Below are 19,955 nucleotides of genomic sequence, written 5' to 3' on the forward strand. Positions count from 1 at the left end.
CGCGGCCGGGGCCGCGTTTTTGGTGGGTGGGGCAGAGCGTCCCTTATTCGACCTTGGCCTTGGCGCGCAGATCTTCCTGGAACTTCATCAGCTTTTGCTGCTGCAGCTGCTGGGCCACCTGGGGCTTGACCTCCTCCAGCTTGGGCAGCTGGGCTTCGCGCACGTCGTCCAGGCGGATCACGTGCCAGCCGAACTGGCTCTTGACGGGCGCCTGCGTGGTCTTGCCCTTTTCCAGCTTCACCAGGGCCTCGGTGAACTCGGGCACGTAGCTGCTGGGGCTGGCCCAGTCCAGGTCGCCGCCGCGGGCGCCGGAGCCCGGGTCCTTGGACTGCTTCTTGGCGATGTCCTCGAACTTGCCGCCCTTCTTGAGCGACGCGATGATGGCCTTGGCCTCGTCTTCCTTCTCGACCAGGATGTGGCTGGCCTTGTATTCCTTGCCGGCGTTGGCGGCCACGAACTTGTCGTATTCAGCCTGGATCTCGGCGTCGGTGACGGGGTTGTTCTTCTGGTAGTCGGCGAACAGCTCGCGGATCAGAATGGTCTGGCGGGCCAGCTCCATCTGCGCCTTGTAGTCGGCGGTGGCGTCCAGGCCGCGCTTTTGCGCTTCCTGCATGAAGATCTCGCGGGCGATCACTTCTTCCTTGATCTGGCCTTCCAGCTCCGGCGTGACGGGCCGGCCCGAGCGCTCGACCTGCTGCTTCAGAGCTTCGGCGCGTTCCTTGGGAACGGCCTTGCCGTTGACGATGGCGATGTTCTGCGCACCGGCAGGCAGGGCCATCGCGCCCAGCATGGCAGCGGCCACCAGGCCGGACAGGAGCTTTTGCTTCATTGGGAATCCACGGATGAGAAAGGGGGTGCGGGCGCCTGAGAAAAAGGGCCTTGTATCAGAGGGTTTCAATGGCGATGGCATGGGCGCCAGCGTCGATGAAAACCCGCAGCGCATCATACACAAGGCGATGCTGCGCCACGCGGCGCTGGCCGGCAAAAAGCGGCGAGGCGACACGCACCCGAAAGTGGGTGCCGAAGCCCGTGCCGTTGGCGCCAGCGTGGCCTTCGTGCTGCCAGCTTTCGTCCAGCACTTCCAGGAAGGTGGGCTGCAGCTGCTGCTGCAGGTGGGCCTGCATGGCTGGCGCGGTCACGGCAACGGGCTGCGCTGCGGCAATGGTGGTGTTCTCGGTCATGGCTGTGCGTCCTCAGGCCGGGGATGGGCCTCGTCTTCCTTGATGAAGCGGCTCAGGTACAGGGCCTGGGCAACCACGAAGGCGATCATGAGCCCGATGCCGCCGAAGAGCTTGAAATTGACCCAGGTGTCGGTGTCGAAGGTGTAGGCCACCCACAGGTTGAGCACGCCCATGGCGGTGAAGAAGCCGGCCCAACCCCAGTTGAGCTGGCGCCAGACGGCGTCGGGCAGCTCGATCTGCGCGCCCATCAGGCTCTTGATGAAGTTCTTGCGAAAGGCCAGCTGGCCCAGCAGCAGCGTGCCGCCCATCAGCCAGTACAGCACCGTGGGCTTCCACTTGATGAAGGTCTCGCTGTGCGCCAGCAGCGTGGCGCCGCCGAACAACACGATCACGCCCAGGGAGAGCCACTGCATGGGCTCGACCTTGCCGTGGCGCAGGCGGATGTAGGCGATCTGCACGATGGTGGCGGCGATGGCCACGCCCGTAGCCGCGTAGATGCCCCACAGTTTGAAGGCCGCGAAGAACAGGATGATGGGGAAGAAGTCGATCAGCAGTTTCATGGGATCACGTCGCGGGCGGCTCGAAGTCGAGCGAGGCGGAGTTCATGCAGTAGCGCAGCCCGGTGGGGGCCGGGCCGTCGGGAAAGACGTGGCCCAGGTGCGCGCCGCATTGTGCACACACCGTCTCGGTGCGCACCATGCCGTGGCTGGTGTCACGGATCTCGCGGATGGCGCCGGGCACGGCCTGCGAGAAGCTGGGCCAGCCGCAGCCGGCGTCGAACTTGGTGCCCGAGTCGAACAGCTTGGCGCCACAGCAGATGCAGTGGTAGCTGCCATCGGCCCAGTGGGCCTCGTACTTGCCGGTGAAAGGGCGCTCCGTGGCGGCGCGGCGCGTGACCTCGAAGGCGCGCGGCTCGGCGCCGCGGGCCTGCAGGTCTGCCTGCCACTGTTCGTCGGTTTTCTGGATGGGGTAGGTCATGAGGAGCAGCTGATGGTGATGTGCGAAGCCCACTCGGGCGGAAAGCCGGCGTGGGCCTCAAAGCCCGGATGCTCGTCGAACGGGCGCGCCAGCAGCGTCTGCAGCAGTTGGAGTTCATCGAAGCGGCCAAGTTTCGCCTCGGCGATGGCCTGCTCGGCCAGGTGGTTGCGCAGCACGAACTTGGGGTTGGTTTTCAGCATCAAATCGGCCGCCAACGCCCGTCCCTCCTGCGCAAGCAGCTCCTGATACGGTAGCAGCCAGGCATCGAAGCCGGCGCGGTCGATGAACAGGTCGCGCACCTCGGCGAAGTCGCCTGGGCCCACCGCATGCGACAGGCGGCGCCAGAAGATGGTCCAGTCCACGCGGCCCGCGGCCAGCAGCACCAGCAGCTGCTGCACCAGCGTCGCGTCGCCTTCGCGCGGGGTGCGCAGGCCCAGCTTGGCGCGCATCAGCGCCAGGAAGGCATCGCCGAACACCGCCTCGTAGCTCTCCAGTGCCTCTTCGGCCGCCTGCGCGTCGTCGATCAGCGGCATCAGCGCCTGGGCCAGGCAGTGCAGATTCCACCAGGCCACGGAGGGCTGGCGGTCGAAGGCATAGCGGCCCTGGTGGTCGCTGTGGTTGCAGATGTGGCCGGGGTCGAACGCGTCCATGAACTGAAAGGGCCCGTAGTCCAGCGTCAGGCCCAGGATGCTCATGTTGTCCGTGTTCATCACGCCGTGGCAAAAGCCCACCGCCTGCCAGTGCGCCAGCAGCCGCGCGGTGCGCTCGCTCACGGCCTGCAGGAAGGCGGCGTACTGCTGGCGGCTGCCGGCCTCGGTCGCTCCCTGGCATTCGGGGTAGTAGCGGCTGATGACGTAGTCGGCCAGCTGGCGCAGCTCGGCCGGCTGGCGGCGGGCCGCGAAGTGCTCGAAGTGGCCGAAGCGCACGAAGCTGGGCGCCAGCCGCGTGACCACGGCGGCCGTTTCCAGCTGCTCGCGCTGCACCAGCTGGGGAGAGCCCGTCACGCAGAGTGCCCGTGTGGTGGGAATGCCGAGGCCGTGCATGGCCTCGCTGCACAGGAATTCTCGGATGGACGAGCGCAGCACGGCGCGGCCGTCGCCCATGCGCGAATACGGCGTGAGCCCGCTGCCCTTGAGCTGCACTTCCTGCCCGGCTGTCTCGCCCAACAGCAGCGCCCGGCCGTCGCCCAGCTGCCCGGCCCACACGCCGAACTGGTGGCCGCTGTAGACGCTGGCCATGGGCGTGCTGCCCGGCAGCAGCGCGTTGCCGGTAAAGGCCTGCAGCAGGGCGGGGGATTGCTGCCAGCCGTCCGGCAGGCCGAGCAGGGAGGCGGCGCTGGCGTTGGTGCCCACCCAGTAGGGCTCGGGCAGGGGCCGGGGCGGCAGTTCGCGGCCGAAGGCAGGGCCCAGCTGCATGAAGCCGGGCTGCCACTGGGGCTGCCACGGCGAGCGCAGGGCGTCGCGGGCGGGGAGAGGTCCGGTCATGCGGGGGATTGTCCGCGCCGCCCCTAATCACCCGCCCCGGGCAAGGCCTTGGACTCGGGGCTTGTCCTGACAGGCGCGCGACAGAGACGGGGTTTTTCGCCGCTACGATGCTGCGGTTGTTTTTTCGCACCCGCTTTCCAAGGAGACTCCCATGCTGGGCCTGATGCAGAGCCAACCGCTGCTGATTTCGTCGTTGATCACCTTTGCCGAGAGGCACCACGGCGATGGGGAGATTGTCTCGCGCCGCGTGGAAGGCGACATCCACCGCTACACGTACCGCGACCTGGCGCGCCGCTCGCGCCAGCTGGCCAACGTGCTGGACGGCATGGGCCTGGCCTCGGGCGACCGCGTGGCCTCGCTGGCCTGGAACGGCTACCGCCACATGGAGATGTACTTCGGCGTGTCCGGCTCCGGCCGTGTGCTGCACACCATCAACCCGCGCCTGCACCCCGAGCAGATCGCCTGGATCATCAACCACGCCGAGGACCAGGTGCTGTGCTTTGACACCACCTTCCTGCCGCTGGTGCAGGCGGTGCACGCCAAGTGCCCCACGGTCAAGAAGTGGGTGGCGCTGTGCGACGCCGACAAGCTGCCGCAGGACAGCGGCATCCCCGGCCTGGAGAGCTACGAGGCCTGGATCGCCGGCGCCTCCGACCAGTACGCCTGGCCGCAGTTCGACGAGAACACCGCGTCGAGCATGTGCTACACCAGCGGCACCACGGGCAATCCCAAGGCCGCGCTGTACAGCCACCGCTCCACGGTGCTGCACGCCTACGCCGCGGCCCTGCCGGACGTGATGTGCCTGTCCGCGCGCGACGCCGTGCTGCCGGTGGTGCCCATGTTCCACGTCAACGCCTGGGGCATTCCGTACTCGGCCGCGCTCACGGGCTGCAAGCTGGTCTTCCCCGGCCCGGCCATGGACGGTAAGTCCATCTATGAGCTGATGGAGACCGAGGGCGTGACCTACGCCGCCGGCGTGCCCACGGTGTGGCAGATGCTGCTGGGCCACATGCGCCCGGCGGGCCTCAAGTTCTCGACCCTGAAGCGCACGGTGATCGGCGGCTCGGCCTGCCCGCCGGCCATGATCACCGCCTTCCAGGACGAGTTCGGCGTGGAGGTGCTGCACGCTTGGGGCATGACGGAGATGAGCCCGCTGGGCACGCTGTGCACGCTCAAGAACAAGCACCTGCAGCTGCCCAAGGATGAGCAGATGAAGATCCTGCAAAAGCAGGGCCGCGCCATCTACGGCGTCGATATGAAGATTGTCGACGGCGAGGGCCGCGAGCAGCCCTGGGACGGCAAGACCTACGGCGACCTGCTGGTGCGCGGCCCCTGGATCCTGGACTCCTACTACAAGGGCGCCAGCCCGCTGGTCAAGGACGAGCTGGGCCAGGGATGGTTCCCGACCGGCGACGTGGCCACCATCGACGCGGACGGCTTCATGCACATCACCGACCGCAGCAAGGACGTGATCAAGTCCGGCGGCGAGTGGATCAGCTCCATCGACATCGAGAACATCGCCATGGCCCACCCGGCCGTGGCCATGGCCGCCTGCATCGGCATGCCGCACCCCAAGTGGGACGAGCGACCCATCGTCGCGGTGATGAAGAAGCCCGGCTCCGAGGTGACGCGCGAGGAGCTGCTGGCCTTCTACGAGGGCAAGACGGCCAAGTGGCAGATCCCCGACGACGTGGTGTTTGTCGATGCCATCCCGCTGGGTGCCACCGGCAAGATGCTCAAGACCCGCCTGCGCGAGCAGCTGGCCGACTACCGCCTGCCCGGCCTGTGACGGACAACGCCGCGCGAAAGTCACCTGGGCGATAGACCCTAGGGGCAATCCCTGAAGGGGGGTGGGGATCAAGCTTGTACGCTGGCCTCATTCCCCTGACCGCCGAACATACAAGGAGACAAGTTCATGAATTTCACTATGAAAATGGTAGCTGCCGGCACTTTGCTGGCTTGCGCTGGCGGCGCTTTTGCCCAAAAAGGTGAGACCGTGAAGATCGCCTGGCTCGACCCGCTGTCGGGCCTGATGGCGGCGGTGGGCACCAACCAGCTCAAGACTTGGCAGTTCCTGGCCGAGGAGTTCAGCAAGAAGAACACCTCGGGTGTGAAGTTCGAGATCATCGGCATCGACAACAAGCTCAGCCCGCAGGAGACCACCAGCGCCCTGCGCTCGGCCATGGACCAGGGAGCGCGCTACGTGGTGCAGGGCAACGGCTCGGGCCCGGCGCTGGCCATCATGGACGCGCTGGAAAAGCACAACTCGCGCAACCCCGGCAAGGAAGTGGTGTACCTGAACTACGCCGCCGTGGACCCCGACCTCACCAACAGCAAGTGCAGCTACTGGCACTTCCGCCTGGACGCCGACACCTCCATGAAGATGGAGGCGATCACCACCTTCATGAAGGACCATCCCGAGGTCAAGAAGGTCTACCTGATCAACCAGAACTATTCGCACGGCCAGCAGGTCTCCAAGTACGCCAAGGAGATGCTCAAGCAAAAGCGCCCGGACGTGGAGATCGTGGGCGACGACTTCGCCCCGCTGGCGCAGGTGCGCGACTTCGCGCCCTACATCGCCAAGATCAAGCAGTCCGGCGCCGATACGGTCATCACCGGCAACTGGGGCTCGGACCTGGCGCTGCTGATCAAGGCCGCCAACGACGCGGGCCTGAACAACGTCAACTTCTACACCTACTACGGCGGCGTCACGGGCAGCCCCACGGCCATGGGCGCCGCTGCCGACAAGCGCGTGTACATGGTCTCCTACAGCCACCTGAACATGCCAGGCCGCATTCAGCAGCTGGTGGCCGACTACAAGAAGAAGTTCAACGACGACATGTACACGGCGGCCGTCTACCACGGCTTCACGATGCTGGACGCCGCCTTCACCAAGGCCGGCTCCACCGACCCGGCCAAGGTCGCCAAGGTCATGGAAGGCATGAAGTTCAACAGCTTCAACGGCGAGGTGGAGATGCGCAAGAGCGACCACCAGCTGCAGCAGGGCCTGTTCATCACCCGCTGGGAGAAGGCCGGTGGCAAGTATCCCTATGACGCCGAGAACACGGGCTACACCTTCGTGCCGGTCAAGTACTACGAGCCCTACGTGTCCAGCACGCCCACTTCCTGCCAGATGAAGCGTCCGTCCTGATCGGTTCCGGGACGACCTTGAGGGCCCGAGCGCGCTCGGGCCTTTTTTTCACTCCGGCTTTCTTCATCCCTTCGGTGCGGGTCTTCGATGAATCTTGAGTTTTTCGTGATCTCCCTGCTCAACGGCATCAGCTACGGGCTGCTGCTGTTCATGCTGAGCTCGGGGCTCACCCTGATCTTCAGCATGATGGGCGTGCTCAACTTCGCCCACACGAGCTTCTACATGCTGGGCGCCTACTTTGCCTACACCCTGTCGGGCGTGCTGGGCTTCTGGCCCGCGCTCATCCTGGCGCCGCTGCTGGTGGGCGGCCTGGGTGCGGCGTTCGAGCGCTACAGCCTGCGGCGGGTGCACAAGTTCGGCCATGTGCCCGAGCTGCTGGTCACCTTTGGCCTGTCCTACCTGATCCTGGAGGTGGTGCAGCTGCTCTGGGGCCGCTCCACCGTGCCCTACGGCCTGCCGCCCGCGCTGCAGGGGCCGCTGTTCACGCTGTACGGCACGCAATTTCCCAAGTCGCGCTCGTTCATCATGCTGGTGGCCGTGCTGATGCTGCTGTCGGTGTGGCTGCTGCTTACGCGCACGCGCATCGGCCTGGTGATCCAGGCGGCGCTCAAGCACCCGCACATGGTCGAGGCGCTGGGCCACAACGTGCCGCGCGTGTTCATGCTGGTCTTTGGCGGCGGCTGTGCGCTGGCCGGCCTGGCCGGCGTCATCGGCGGCAACACCTACATCACCGAGCCGGCCATGGCCGCGTCGGTGGGCTCCATCATCTTCGTGGTGGTGGTGGTGGGCGGCATGGGCTCGCTGGCCGGGGCCTTCCTGGCCTCGCTGCTCATCGGCATCGTGCAGACCTTCGCCGTGGCGCTCGACTACTCCACCGCCAGCGCGCTGGCAGGCCTGGGAATCACCGTGGGAGAAGGGACCTTCGGCTGGCCGCTGCTCAAGCTCACCATCTCGCAGGTCGCGCCCATCCTGCCCTACCTGTTCCTCGTCCTGATCCTGATCTTCCGCCCCCGCGGACTGCTGGGCACGCGAGAGGATTGACACCATGAATGCTGCCGTGCCTTCCTCCTCCACCCCCGCCGCCAGCAGCGCTGGCGGCCACCGCCGCGCCGGGCCGCTGAACGCCGGGCGCATCACGATCTGGGCGCTGTTCGCGCTGGCGCTGATCGTGGCGCCCTACGTCTTCACCAGCAGCCTGGCGCTGACCATGCTCAGCCAGATCGGTTATCTGATCATCATCTGCCTGTCCTACAACATCCTGTTGGGGCAGGGCGGCATGCTGAGCTTCGGCCACGCCGTCTACACCGGTCTGGGCTCGTTCATCACCATCCACGCCATGAACATGGCGGGCAAGGGCGAGCTGCCCATTCCGCTGGTGCTGATGCCCGTCGTCGGTGGGCTGGCCGGCGCCTTCTTCGCCATCGTGCTGGGCTTCGTCACCACCAAGAAGTCGGGTACGACGTTTGCCATGATCACCTTGGGCATCGGCGAGCTGGTGGCCTCCATGGCGCTGATGTTCCCGGAATTCTTCGGCGGCGAAGGCGGCATCACCACCGACCGGGTGTACGGCCAGGGCTTCATGGGCATCACCTTCGGGCCGGCCATCCAGGTGTACTACCTGATCGCGGTGTACTGCTTCGTTTGTACGGCGCTGATGTTCGCCTTCACCGGCACGCCGCTGGGGCGCATCCTCAACGCGGTGCGCGACAACCCCGAGCGCGTGGAGTTCATCGGCTACAACACCCAGCGCGTACGCTACTTCGCCTTCATCATCTCGGGCTTTTTCGCCGGGGTGGGCGGGGCGCTGGCGGCCATCAACTTCGAGATCGTCACCGGCGCGGACAGCGTGAGCATCATGCGCTCGGGCTCGTACCTGCTGTTCACCTTCCTGGGCGGGGCGGGCTTCTTCTTCGGGCCCATCATCGGCGCGGTGCTGCTGGTGTTCGCCTCGGTACTGCTGTCCGAGCTGTCCAAGGCCTGGCTGCTGTACCTGGGCCTCGCCTTCCTGCTGATGGTCATGTACGCGCCCGGCGGCATCGCCAGCCTGATCATGATGAACGTGCGCGTGGCCCGCTTCAAGCGGCTGGGCCAGCTGGGCTGGCTGTACCTGGGCCTGGCCGTGTTCGGGCTCATCGCGGTGCTGGGCGCCGCCGCCATGGTGGAGATGACCTACCACCTTCAGCTGAACGCCGCCATGGGCGACGAGCTGCCCTTCCTGGGCCTGCAGCTGAACGTGCGCAGCGCCGCCACCTGGGCGGCCGCGGCCGCGGTGTGCGGCGTGGGGCTGGTCGGCCTGGAGTGGCTGAGGCGCCGGTTCGCCCGGCGCTGGGGCGCCATCCAGGAGGAGATCGAGCTGCAGACCAAGAAGCGCGTGGAGGCCGCATGACGACGACGACCAACCCTCACGGCGGCGCGGCACCGGCCTGCGCCCTGGAGCTGCGCGACCTGCGCAAGAGTTTCGGCCGGACCGAGATCATCCGCGGCGCCAACCTGGCCGTGAAGGCCGGCGAGCGCGTGGCCATCATCGGCCCCAACGGCGCGGGCAAGTCCACGCTGTTCAACCTGATCAGCGGGCGCTTTGCCCCCACCAGCGGCGAAGTGCTGCTGCACGGTGCGCGCATCGACGGCAAGCAGCCCTTCGAGATCAACCGCATGGGGCTGTCGCGCAGCTTCCAGATCACCAACATCTTTCCCCGGCTTTCGGTGTTCGAGAACCTGCGCTGCGGCGTGCTGTGGAGCCTGGGCTACCGCTACGCCTTCTGGCGTTTCCTGTCGCGCCTGCAGGACGCCAACGAGCGCGCCACGCAGCTCATGGAGATGATCAAGCTGCAGGACAAGCGCGACGTGTTGGCCATGAACCTGACCTATGCCGAGCAGCGCGCGCTGGAGATCGGCATCACCATCGCCGGCGGCGCCAGCGTCATCCTGCTGGACGAACCTACGGCGGGCATGAGCACCAGCGAGACGGGGCGCTTCATCAACCTGATCCGCGAGGTGACCGAGGGCCGCACCCTGCTGACCGTGGAGCACGACATGGGCGTGGTCTTCGGCCTGGCCGACCGCATCGCCGTGGTCGTCTACGGCGAGGTCATCGCCTTCGACACGCCCGAGAAGGTACGCGCCAACCAGCGCGTGCAGGAGGCCTATCTGGGCTCCGTCATCGCATCGCAGCAGGCCGAGGGACATTGATACAACATGCTGAAGATCGAGAACCTGCACGCCTACTACGGCAAGAGCCACGTGCTGCACGGCGTCAACTTCGACGTGCGGCCGGGCGAGATCGTCGCGCTGCTGGGGCGCAACGGCTCCGGCCGCTCCACCGCCGCCAAGGCCGTCATGGGCCTGGTGGACTGGGAGGGCGGTATCGAGTGGAAGGGCGCACCCCTGAAGGGTCGCAAGGCCTACGAGATCGCCCACCTGGGGCTGGGCTACGTGCCCGAGAGTCGCGACGTCTTTCCCAACCTGACGGTGCACCAGAACCTGCTGCTGGGCCAGAAGGGCAACGGCCGCGGCAGCCGCTGGTCGTTCGACGACATGTACGACATGTTCCCGCGCCTGAAGGAGCGGCGCAACATCGAGGCCGGCGTCATGTCCGGCGGCGAGCAGCAGATGCTGACCCTGTGCCGCACGCTGATGGGCGACCCCGACCTGATCATCATCGACGAGCCCACGGAAGGCCTGGCGCCGAAGATCGTGGAACTGGTGGGCGAGTACCTCATCCGCCTCAAGGACAAGGGCATCTCGGTGCTGCTGATCGAGCAGAAGTTGACGATTGCCATGACCATTTCCGACAGGGCGCTGGTCATGGGCCACGGCAGCATCGTGTTCTCGGGCACGCCCGACGCGCTGCGGGCCGACAGCCACGTGCGCAAGGAGTGGCTGGAGGTCTAGGTCTTTTTTTTATATAAGAAAGGCTTATAACGCGCGCCAGACAAGCGCGGGAAGCTATTGAAAGATGAGCGTCAGCGGAACGCCTCGGGCTGCTGCAGGCGCTCATGCAGGAAGTCCAGGAACTTCTGCGCCGCCGGCGACAGCGAGCGCCCGCGGCGCGTGAAGGCCCAGAAGCTGCGCTCCACCACCGGTGTGCCGATGGGCCGCATGACCAGGCCGTGCTGCTCCACCAGCGCCCGCGCGTAGGGCACGCACAGGGTGATGCCGAGGCCGGCGCGCACCAGCGCCAGGGCCGTGGTCATGAAGGTCACCTGGGTGAAGGCCTCCTTGTTCAGCCCGCGCGCGGCCTCGCCCACATCGCTCACCAGCAGCTCGGTGAACTGGCCCTGCAGGGTGATCAGGGGCTGGCCGCTCAGGTCGTCCCAGCGCAGCCGCCGGCGCCGCGCCAGCGCGTGGCCGGGCGGCAGCACCACCATGAAGGGCAGGCGAAACAGCTGCGCCGCGGCGATGTCGGAATTGGCCTCGCGCTCCGGGCCCACGCCAATGTCCACCTCACCGGAGAAGACGCGCGCCGTCACGCTCTCCACGCCGCAGTCCACCAGGCGCAGATGCACGCCGGGGTGCAGCTGGCGAAACTGCGCCATCAGGCCCGGCAGCAGCGTGCAGGCCAGCAGCTGCGGCACGGCCACACGCACGCTGCCGCGTTGCAGCTCCTTCAAGTTGCCCACCTCGCTGATCACGCCGCCCAGATCGTGCAGGATCTTGTCGATCTGCGGGTACAGCTCGGCGCCCGTGGCCGACAGGCGCAGCCGGCGCGTGCTGCGGTCGAACAGGCGCAGACCCAGGGACTGCTCCAGCTCCTTGATCAGCGCGCTCAGCGCCGACTGAGTGACAAAGAGGCGCTCGGCCGCCAGCGTGAAGCTGCCGGTGTCGGCCACGGCCACGAAGGCCTGGAGCTGGCGTAGCGTCACATTCATGAGATGGTCTGATAAATAGATTACGAAAATTCGTTTGCCATGATAAATCGCCGGGGCTGTAATACATCCTGCTGATCGCATTCCACCCGACCCAGGAGACCGACCGCCATGAGCCTGATCCAGCGCATCCACCACGTTGCCTACCGCTGCAAGGACGCCAAGCAAACCGTGGAGTGGTACCAGAAGTACCTCGACATGAAGTTCATCCTGGCGATCGCCGAGGACGAGGTGCCCTCCACCAAGGAGCCCGACCCCTACATGCACATCTTCATGGACGCCGGCGGCGGCAACGTGCTGGCGTTCTTCGAGTTGCCGACCAAGGCCGAGATGCTCAGCCCCGCCGACGCCAACACCCCCGCGTGGACGCAGCACCTGGCGCTGAAGGTGGAGTCCGAGGAGATCATGATGCAGGTGAAGGCCAGGCTGGAGGCCGACGGCATCCAGGTCGTGGGCCCGACCGAGCACACCATCTTCCGCTCCATCTACTTCCGCGACCCCAGCGGCCACCGGCTGGAGCTGGCCGTGGACACGGCCACTGACGAGATGAACCGCAAGCTCGACGAGGTGAAGTGGGACATGCTCAACGAATGGGCCGCCACCAAGAAGGCGCCCAAGCATGCCGCCTGGATGCACGACGGCAGCCTGAAGGGCTGACACGCGCCCGTACTGCGGTTTTGATAGCGGCCCGCGCTTGAATGGCGCGGGCTGCAGCCCTTTTTGACCCTTAAAAGAACTACGGACGGACAGCACCATGAAACTTGCCACCCTGCAACAAGGCGGCCGTGACGGCACCCTGGTCGTCGTCAGCCGTGATCTGGCGCGCTGCCGCGCCGTGCCGGCCATTGCCCCCACGCTGCTGGCCGCCATGGACGACTGGGAGCGCGCCGAGCCGCAGCTGCGCCAGGTCTACGATGCGCTGAACAGCGGCGCCGACCAGGGCGAGGCCTTCGACCAGGCTGCCTGCCACTCGCCGCTGCCGCGCACCTGGCAGTGGGCCGACGGCTCGGCCTACATCAACCACGTCGAGCTGGTGCGCCGCGCCCGCGGCGCCGAGGTGCCGGCCAGCTTCTACACCGACCCGCTGATGTACCAGGGCGGCAGCGACGGCTTCATCCCGCCGCGCGGCGCGGTGGTGGCGCGCGAGGAGTGGGGCATCGACTTCGAGGCCGAGGTGACGGTTGTCACCGGCGACGTGCCCATGGGCGCCAGCCCTGAGCAGGCGGCTCAGGCCATCCGCCTGGTCATGCTGGTCAACGACGTGTCGCTGCGCAACCTGATCCCGGGCGAGCTGGCCAAGGGGTTCGGCTTCTTCCAGAGCAAGCCCGCTAGCGCCTTCAGCCCCGTGGCCGTCACGCCCGACGAGCTGGGGGATGCCTGGCAGGGCGCCAAGGTGCATCTGCCGCTGCAGGTGCACCTGAACGGCGAACTGTTCGGCAAACCCAACGCCGGTGTGGACATGACGTTCGACTTCGGCCAGCTGGTGGCCCACGTGGCCAAGACGCGCACCCTGTGCGCCGGCTCCATCATCGGCTCGGGCACGGTGTCGAACAAGCAGGGCAACCTGTGGGGCTCGTCGATCGCCAATGGCGGCGTGGGCTACTGCTGCCTGGCGGAGGTGCGCACCTACGAAACCATCGAGCAGGGCAAGCCCGCCACACCCTTCATGCGCCACGGCGACGTGGTGCGCATCGAAATGCTGGACGGGCAGGGCCGCAGCATCTTCGGCACCATCGAAAACCAGGTCGACACCGCCAGCGCGGCCTGAGCAGGACGAGTGCGATGACCATCAAGCTGTATTCCTACTTCCGCAGCTCCGCCGCCTACCGCGTGCGCATCGCTCTGGGCCTGAAGGGCCTGGCCTGGGAAACCGTGCCCGTGCACCTGCTGCAGGGCGGCGGCCAGCAGCACAGCGCCGCCTACCGCGCCACCAACCCCCAGGAGCTGGTGCCGGCACTGCAGGATGGCGAAGGCGAAGGCGCCGCCGTGCTGACGCAGTCGCTGGCCATCATTGAGTACCTCGATGAAACCCACGGCGGCGCGCCCCTGCTGCCGCAGGACCCCCTGGGCCGCTCCCGCGTGCGTGCGCTGGCCCAGTCCATCGCCTGCGACCTGCACCCGCTGAACAACCTGCGCGTGCTGGCCTACCTCAAGCACACCCTGGGCGTGGATGACGAGGCCAAGAACGCCTGGTACGCCCACTGGGTGGCCGTGGGCCTATCGGCGCTGGAGCAGTCGCTGACCGCCAGCAGCGCCACCGGCCGCTACTGCCACGGCGACACGCCTGGCCTGGCCGACTGCTGCCTGGTGCCCCAGGTCTACAACGCCCGGCGCTTCAACTGCCCTTTGGACGGCTACCCCACCATCGCCCGCATCGTGGCCGCGTGTGAGGAGCTGCCAGCCTTCCAGCAGGCGGCGCCGGAGCGCCAGCCGGACGCCGCTTGAAAAAACGGGGGTAGGGCCCTCCCATCCTGCGCGGCGCGCTTGTCCCACCGGGGACAAAGCGCATGCGGCGAATCGTCGGTCTCTGCCTACAATGAAAAACGCACGACCGTACTTTTCCCCTCCCTCAACCGCGAAGGAAAGCCCGCATGAGCGCTGAATACCAGGTCCACGGCGACGTGGCCGTGATCACACTGAACAACCCGCCGGTCAACGGACTGGGCCTGGCCACGCGGCAGGGCATCGTCGACGGGCTGGGCAAGGCCCAGGCCGATGCCGGCGTGAAGGCCATCGTCATCACCGGCGCCGGCGGTGCCTTCTCCGGCGGCGCGGACATCAAGGAGTTCGGCACTGACAAGTCGCTGGCCGAGCCCAATTTGCACACCGTGATCGCCGCCATCGAGCAGTCGGCCAAGCCGGTCATCGCGGCCATTCACAGCGTCTGCATGGGCGGCGGGCTGGAGCTGGCCCTGGGTTGCCACTACCGCGTGGCCGCGCCCGGCTGCAGTGTGGCGCTGCCCGAGGTCAAGCTGGGCCTGCTGCCTGGCGCCGGCGGCACGCAGCGCCTGCCGCGCGTGATCGGCGTGGAAGCCGCGCTGAACATGATCGTCAGCGGCGAGGCCGTAAAGAGCGAGTTCATTGCCTCCGTGCCCGGCCAGAAGCTGTTCGACAAGCTGGCCGCCTCGCCCGAGAGCCTGGCCGAGGAAGCCCTGGCCTTTGCCAGGAGCGTGGCCGACACCCGTCCGCTGCCGCTGGTGCGCAACCTGCCCTGCAAGCATCCGCAGGGCGACGCGTACTTCCAGTTTGCGCGCAACATGGTCAAGGGCATGGCCAAGAACTTCCCCGCGCCTGCCAAGTGCGTGGACGCCGTCGAGGCCGCCACCAAGAACAAGAAGTTCGACGATGGCCTGGCCCGTGAGCGCGAGCGGTTCATCAACCTGATGTGGACGGCCGAGTCGCGCGCGCTGCGCCACCTGTTCTTCGCCGAGCGCGCCGCCAGCAAGATCCCGGACGTGCCGGCCGACACGCGCAAGCGCGACGTGAAGAAGGTCGCCGTCATCGGTGCCGGCACCATGGGTGGCGGCATCGCCATGAACTTCCTGAACGCCGGCATCCCCGTGGTGATGCTCGAGACCAAGCAGGAGGCCCTGGAGCGCGGCGTGGGCACCATGCGCAAGAACTACGAGGCGCAGGTCAAGAAGGGCAAGCTGAAGCAGGACAAGTACGACCAGCGCATGGCCCTGCTGACCACCACGCTGGACTACGCCGATCTGAAGGACGCCGACCTGGTGATCGAGGCCGTGTTCGAGGACATGGGCGTGAAGGAGCAGGTCTTCAAGAAGCTCGACGAGGTCATGAAGCCCGGCGCCATCCTGGCCTCCAACACCTCCACGCTGGACCTGAACCAGATCGCCAGCTTCACCAAGCGTCCGCAGGATGTGGTGGGCCTGCACTTCTTCAGCCCGGCCAACGTGATGAAGCTGCTGGAGGTGGTGCGCGGCGACGCGACGGCCCACGACGTGCTGGCCACCGTCATGGCCGTGGCCAAGAAGATCAAGAAGACGGCCGTGGTCTCCGGCGTGTGCGACGGCTTCATCGGCAACCGCATGATCGAGCAGTACGGCCGCCAGGCGGGCTTCTTGCTGGACGAAGGCTGCACTCCTAGCCAAGTGGACAAGGCCATCGAGAAGTTCGGCTTCGCCATGGGCCCGTTCCGCATGGGCGACCTGGCCGGCAACGACATCGGCTGGGCGATCCGCAAGCGCCGCGCCGTCGAGAAGCCGGGCATGAAGTACAGCAAGACGGCCGACCTGCTGTGCGAGCGCGGCCGCTTCGGCCAGAAGGTGGGCAAGGGCTGGTACGACTACGTGGCCGGCAAGCGCGACGCCATCCCCAACGCCGAGGTCGAGCAGATGGTGGCCGAGCACCGCCAGTCGCTCGGCATCACGCCGCGCAAGATCTCCGACGAGGAGATCGTGCAGCGCCTGGTGTATTCGCTGGTCAACGAGGCCGCGCACATCCTGGAAGAAGGCATTGCCAACAAGGCCAGCGACATCGACGTGGTCTACATCTTCGGCTACGGCTTCCCGGTGCACCGCGGCGGCCCGCTGAACTATGCCAACGAGGTCGGCCTGTTCAGCGTCGCCCAGGCCATGAAGCGCTTTGCCCAGAACCCGCAGGACGACGCCAGCTTCTGGCAGCCGGCGCCGCTCATCGAGCGCCTGGTGGCCGAAGGCAAGGGCTTTTGACGAAACGCATTGCGTTGCACCCCTCGACCAGATTTGCAAGGAAGTTCGCACATGACATCCGCAGTGATCGTTTCCACCGCCCGCACACCGCTCGCCAAGAGCTGGAAGGGCTCGTTCAACATGACCCATGGCGCCACGCTGGGCGGGCACGCCGTGCGCGCTGCCGTGCAGCGCGCCGGCATCGACCCGGCCGCCGTCGATGACGTCATCATGGGCTGCGCCAACCCCGAAGGCGCCACCGGCATGAACATCGCGCGCCAGATCGCGCTGATGGCCGACCTGCCCGTGACCACCTCGGGCATGACCATTAACCGCTTCTGCTCGTCCGGCCTGCAGACCATCGCCACCGCCGCGCAGCGCATCATTGCCGGCGAGGGCGACGTGTACGTGGCGGGCGGCGTGGAGAGCATCTCCTGCGTGCAGCAGGAGATGAACCTGCACATGATCCAGGACCTGGCTCTGGCCAAGAAGAAGCCCGAGATCTACTGGAGCATGCTGCAGACCGCCGAACAGGTCGCCAAGCGCTACGGCATTGGCCGCGACGCCATGGACGAGTACGGCGCCGCCAGCCAGCAAAAGGCCTGCGCCGCCCAGGCCGCCGGCAAGTTCGACGACGAGATCGCGCCCATCACCGTCATCGCCGGCGTGGCCGACAAGGTGCGCGGCCTGATCACCAAGGAAGTCACCGTCTCCAAGGACGAAGGCACGCGCGAAGGCACGACCAAGGAAGGCATCAGCGCAATCCGCCCCGCACTGCCCGGCGGCGTGGTCGCGGCCGGCAACGCCAGCCAATTTTCAGACGGTGCCGGCGCCTGCGTGGTGGTGGGCGAGGACTACGCCGCGCGCAACAACCTGAAGCCCCTGGGCCGCTTCCTGGGCTTTGCCGTGGCCGGCTGCGAGCCTGACGAGATGGGCATCGGCCCGGTCTTCGCCGTGCCCAAGGTGCTCAAGAAGCTGGGCCTCTCGGTGCAGGACATCGACCTGTGGGAGCTGAACGAAGCCTTTGCCGTGCAGGTGCTGTACTGCCGCGACAAGCTGGGCATTCCCGCCGACCGCCTGAACGTGAATGGCGGCGCCATTGCCCTGGGCCACCCCTACGGCGTGTCGGGTCAGCGCCTGACGGGCCACGCCCTCATCGAAGGCAAGCGCCGCGGTGCCAAGCGCGTGTGCGTGACCATGTGCATCGGCGGCGGTATGGGCGCGGCCGGGGTGTTCGAGGTGCTGTAAGCACGCCGGCAGCCACCCGCGGGCGCCCTGGCCGGCGCCCCCTCACGCCCCGCGCAGGCTTGCCGTCTGCGCGGGGCGTTTGCTTTGTTTTTGATAGCTGCTCGCGCTTGACTGACGGGCGCTGGAGCCGTTTTTTATCCATACCGGCAGTGTGCGCGCCGGGCCGGCTCAACCCCGGGTGCGCGGGTGGGCCTGGAACAGCCACCCGGCTACGCAGCCCATGGCCACCACCGCGCTGCAAAAGCACGCCAGCGCCACGTTCATGCCCCAGCGATCGGCGATCCAGCCGATGCCCAGCATGGGCGCCATGGAGCCGATGTAGCCCACCACCAGGTAGGTCGACAGCAGGCCCGAGCGGTTGTGCGCCGTGGCGATCTTGTTGATCATGGTCATGCCCGCCAGCATGGTCAGCGCATGGCCCAGCGCCGTCAGCAGCACGCCGCTGAAGAACAGCACGGTGGAGCCGGCCAGCAGGTTGGCCAGCAGCAGGGCGTTGCTGGCCGCCAGCGCCACCAGCCCGGCCACGCCCGTCCAGCGCACCGGCACGCGGCGCGCCAGCAGCTGAAAGCCGGACGAGGCGAACAGAATCAGCGCCACCGCCGTGCCGCTCACCACCGGCCCGTGCCAGGGCACCATCTTGTCCAGGAACAGTGGCAGCATCGACGCGTACAGCCCGAACACGCCGAAGGCGACGAAGGGCAAGGTGCAGGTCAGCAGGAAGACCCCCGAGTCCTGGGCGGCGGGCCAGGTCAGCCGGGGCACGATGTCGGCCCATGTCGCCCGGCGGCGCTGCGCGGCGGCGCTGTCGTGGGGGTGCACCTGCACCCGGCGCAGCCCGGCGATGCCCAGCAGCGCCAGCACCAGCGTGGGCACGTAGGTGGTGACCAGCGGCGCGGGCGCCCATTGGCCCAGGATGCCGCCCATCAGCGGCCCCACGCCGAAGCCGAAGGCGATCAGGATGCTGCTGAGCATGGCCATGCGGTTGCGCTTTTCCGGTGGCGCCACATGCAGGAAACCCAGCGAGGCGCTGGTGGTCACCATGCTCGACGCCGCGCCGACGATGAACCGGCCCACCGTGAGCGAGACCGCGTTCCACGCCAGCATGGACGCCAGCGTGCCCAGCCAGATCGCCGCCAGGGCCCAGGTCATCGTCTTCTGAAAGCCCAACACGTCCGGCAGCCGCCCGAACAGCAGCAGGGCGCACAGCGCACCGCCCATGTAGATCACGTAGATCAGCGAAACCTCCACGGTCTGCAGGTGCCAGGTCTCCTGGTATAGGCCGTACAACGGGCTGATCAGCGCCGTGCCCATCACCCCCACGACCATGGCGAAGCTCAGCAGGCAGAGGGACCGGAATGCAGGAGACATAGGAGCGCGCCGGAGCCGCCAGGGGCTCCGCAAGAGGAGAAAAGGGGCGGTGGAGCCGGGCCACCGACGTGGGCAGCAGCCGGCGGGCAGGTGTCTCCCGCTGGGCCAGGTCCGCCGGGTGGAGCGGGCAAACCGCGTATTGTGCTCATCCCTCGAGCTGTCTGCTGGCGAGGCCCTGGCCCGGCCGCACGCCCGGGATTGCTCGCTCACGAGCTCTCCCGGCGAGGGAGCCCGCTTTTCTAGCAGCCAATGTTTCGGGAGGTCCGCGCCGATCAGGGGTTTTGCGGCCTGCCTGACAGCAGCGCTCTCACCGAGAGCACGATGCGATTGCAGCGCTCTCCGTCGAAGTTGAAGGCATCTCCGACAGCCATGTCCATGTCCTGCGACAGGCCCTCCCGCAGCATGCTGCGCGCGCGGAAAAAGCGCGTGCGCACCGTCGCTTCGGGGATCTCCAATATCTGCGAGACCTCCTCCACGCTCAGCTCTTCCACGCCGCGCAGCATGAAGACCCGGCGGAAGTTGTCGGGCAGCATGTCGATGCGCGCCTCCATGATGCGACGCAGCTCCGCGCGCATGGCTGTGCGCTCGGGGCGGAGATCCCGGTCGTCCTGCTGCCATTCGTCATCCATCTGTTCGGTTGATGCCATCGCGGACTCCAGCGGCACGACCTTCAACTGGCGGCGCCTCAGCTGCCCGAGAGCCTCGTTGGCCGCAATGCGCACCAGCCAGGTCGACAGCTTGGCATCCGCCCTGAAATCGCCGAGCGCTTGCCAGGCCCGCAGGTAGGCCTGCTGCACCACGTCCTCGGCATCCGCATCGCTTTTCAAGATGGCGCGCGCGGTGCGAAACAGCAGGCGGTTGTGGCGCCGCATGATGGCCTCGAAGGCCAGCTCGTCACCGCCGGCGGACCGGAAGGCGAGTTCCAGATCCGATGCATCGGCGGCTACTGCGCTGCGGGCCGAGGTGTGGGTGTGTGGCATGTGCGGCTCCTGTGACGATGAGATGGTGGT

At 67.1% G+C, this 19,955-nt stretch carries 19 protein-coding genes; 11 read left to right on the plus strand and 8 right to left on the minus strand.

The window, feature by feature from the left end:
- Positions 1-43 precede the first annotated feature (43 nt).
- Genes RT282_RS06795 through RT282_RS06815 form a run of 5 tightly spaced genes read right to left on the minus strand, consistent with a single transcriptional unit; the run spans position 44 to position 3,643 of the window.
- Positions 44-829 carry a peptidyl-prolyl cis-trans isomerase gene (locus RT282_RS06795; RefSeq protein ID WP_312306537.1) on the minus strand — a complete coding sequence of 262 codons (786 nt, stop codon included), beginning with the start codon at positions 827-829 and terminating at the stop codon, positions 44-46.
- A gap of 55 nt (positions 830-884) precedes the next feature.
- Positions 885-1,181: a BolA family protein gene (locus RT282_RS06800; protein ID WP_312306540.1), complete on the minus strand. Its 297-nt coding sequence runs from the start codon at positions 1,179-1,181 to the stop codon at positions 885-887.
- Complete coding sequence (locus RT282_RS06805; protein WP_313312813.1) at positions 1,178-1,741, minus strand: septation protein A; 564 nt, start codon at positions 1,739-1,741, stop codon at positions 1,178-1,180. Before RT282_RS06805 ends, RT282_RS06800 begins: the two co-directional genes overlap by 4 nt.
- A gap of 4 nt (positions 1,742-1,745) precedes the next feature.
- A complete protein-coding gene (msrB, locus tag RT282_RS06810) occupies positions 1,746-2,159 on the minus strand; it encodes a peptide-methionine (R)-S-oxide reductase MsrB (RefSeq protein ID WP_312306543.1) in 414 nt (137 codons plus the stop codon).
- Positions 2,156-3,643, minus strand: a complete 1,488-nt coding sequence (locus RT282_RS06815) for a protein adenylyltransferase SelO family protein (protein ID WP_313312816.1) — start codon at positions 3,641-3,643, stop codon at positions 2,156-2,158. Before RT282_RS06815 ends, msrB begins: the two co-directional genes overlap by 4 nt.
- A gap of 151 nt (positions 3,644-3,794) precedes the next feature.
- Here RT282_RS06815 and RT282_RS06820 point away from each other — a divergent pair, with 151 nt between their 5' ends.
- The 6 genes from RT282_RS06820 (at position 3,795) to RT282_RS06845 (ending at position 10,685) form a co-directional block, all read left to right on the plus strand.
- On the plus strand, positions 3,795-5,432 hold the full coding sequence (locus tag RT282_RS06820) for a 3-(methylthio)propionyl-CoA ligase (RefSeq protein ID WP_313312817.1): 1,638 nt from the start codon (positions 3,795-3,797) through the stop codon (positions 5,430-5,432).
- A gap of 126 nt (positions 5,433-5,558) precedes the next feature.
- Positions 5,559-6,794: a branched-chain amino acid ABC transporter substrate-binding protein gene (locus RT282_RS06825; protein ID WP_313312819.1), complete on the plus strand. Its 1,236-nt coding sequence runs from the start codon at positions 5,559-5,561 to the stop codon at positions 6,792-6,794.
- A gap of 87 nt (positions 6,795-6,881) precedes the next feature.
- Positions 6,882-7,835, plus strand: coding sequence for a branched-chain amino acid ABC transporter permease (locus tag RT282_RS06830; protein ID WP_313312821.1), 954 nt, complete (start codon positions 6,882-6,884; stop codon positions 7,833-7,835).
- A gap of 4 nt (positions 7,836-7,839) precedes the next feature.
- Entirely contained in the window at positions 7,840-9,180 is a 1,341-nt protein-coding gene (locus RT282_RS06835) for a branched-chain amino acid ABC transporter permease (protein WP_313312823.1), read from the plus strand.
- Positions 9,177-9,983 (plus strand): ABC transporter ATP-binding protein, encoded by an 807-nt coding sequence (locus RT282_RS06840; protein WP_312306557.1) that lies wholly within the window; start codon positions 9,177-9,179, stop codon positions 9,981-9,983. Before RT282_RS06835 ends, RT282_RS06840 begins: the two co-directional genes overlap by 4 nt.
- 6 nt (positions 9,984-9,989) lie before the next feature.
- The gene (locus RT282_RS06845) at positions 9,990-10,685 is read left to right on the plus strand and encodes an ABC transporter ATP-binding protein (RefSeq protein ID WP_106846682.1); all 696 of its coding nucleotides are present in this window, start codon (positions 9,990-9,992) and stop codon (positions 10,683-10,685) included.
- 71 nt (positions 10,686-10,756) lie between these two features.
- Here RT282_RS06845 and RT282_RS06850 read toward each other — a convergent pair whose 3' ends face one another.
- The gene (locus RT282_RS06850; protein WP_313312826.1) at positions 10,757-11,662 is read right to left on the minus strand and encodes a LysR family transcriptional regulator; all 906 of its coding nucleotides are present in this window, start codon (positions 11,660-11,662) and stop codon (positions 10,757-10,759) included.
- A gap of 108 nt (positions 11,663-11,770) precedes the next feature.
- Here RT282_RS06850 and RT282_RS06855 point away from each other — a divergent pair, with 108 nt between their 5' ends.
- From RT282_RS06855 to RT282_RS06875, 5 genes are all read left to right on the plus strand, one after another.
- Complete coding sequence (locus RT282_RS06855) at positions 11,771-12,316, plus strand: VOC family protein (RefSeq protein WP_312306564.1); 546 nt, start codon at positions 11,771-11,773, stop codon at positions 12,314-12,316.
- 97 nt (positions 12,317-12,413) lie between these two features.
- Positions 12,414-13,427, plus strand: coding sequence for a fumarylacetoacetate hydrolase family protein (locus RT282_RS06860; RefSeq protein WP_313312835.1), 1,014 nt, complete (start codon positions 12,414-12,416; stop codon positions 13,425-13,427).
- A gap of 20 nt (positions 13,428-13,447) precedes the next feature.
- Positions 13,448-14,104, plus strand: a complete 657-nt coding sequence (maiA, locus tag RT282_RS06865) for a maleylacetoacetate isomerase (RefSeq protein WP_313313980.1) — start codon at positions 13,448-13,450, stop codon at positions 14,102-14,104.
- Positions 14,105-14,250: 146 nt separating this feature from the next.
- Positions 14,251-16,350, plus strand: a complete 2,100-nt coding sequence (locus RT282_RS06870) for a 3-hydroxyacyl-CoA dehydrogenase NAD-binding domain-containing protein (protein WP_313312837.1) — start codon at positions 14,251-14,253, stop codon at positions 16,348-16,350.
- Positions 16,351-16,401: 51 nt separating this feature from the next.
- Entirely contained in the window at positions 16,402-17,577 is a 1,176-nt protein-coding gene (locus tag RT282_RS06875) for an acetyl-CoA C-acyltransferase (protein WP_313312838.1), read from the plus strand.
- Between the two features lie 168 nt (positions 17,578-17,745).
- On the opposite strand, the gene RT282_RS06880 is transcribed toward RT282_RS06875, so the two are convergent.
- Together RT282_RS06880 and RT282_RS06885 are read right to left on the minus strand one after the other, a co-directional pair.
- Positions 17,746-18,945: an MFS transporter gene (locus RT282_RS06880; RefSeq protein ID WP_313312839.1), complete on the minus strand. Its 1,200-nt coding sequence runs from the start codon at positions 18,943-18,945 to the stop codon at positions 17,746-17,748.
- Between the two features lie 272 nt (positions 18,946-19,217).
- Positions 19,218-19,925 carry an RNA polymerase sigma factor gene (locus RT282_RS06885; RefSeq protein ID WP_313313982.1) on the minus strand — a complete coding sequence of 236 codons (708 nt, stop codon included), beginning with the start codon at positions 19,923-19,925 and terminating at the stop codon, positions 19,218-19,220.
- Positions 19,926-19,955: the final 30 nt, after the last annotated feature.

The organism is Pulveribacter sp. (genome assembly GCF_032079985.1).
Classification (GTDB): domain Bacteria; phylum Pseudomonadota; class Gammaproteobacteria; order Burkholderiales; family Burkholderiaceae_C; genus Melaminivora.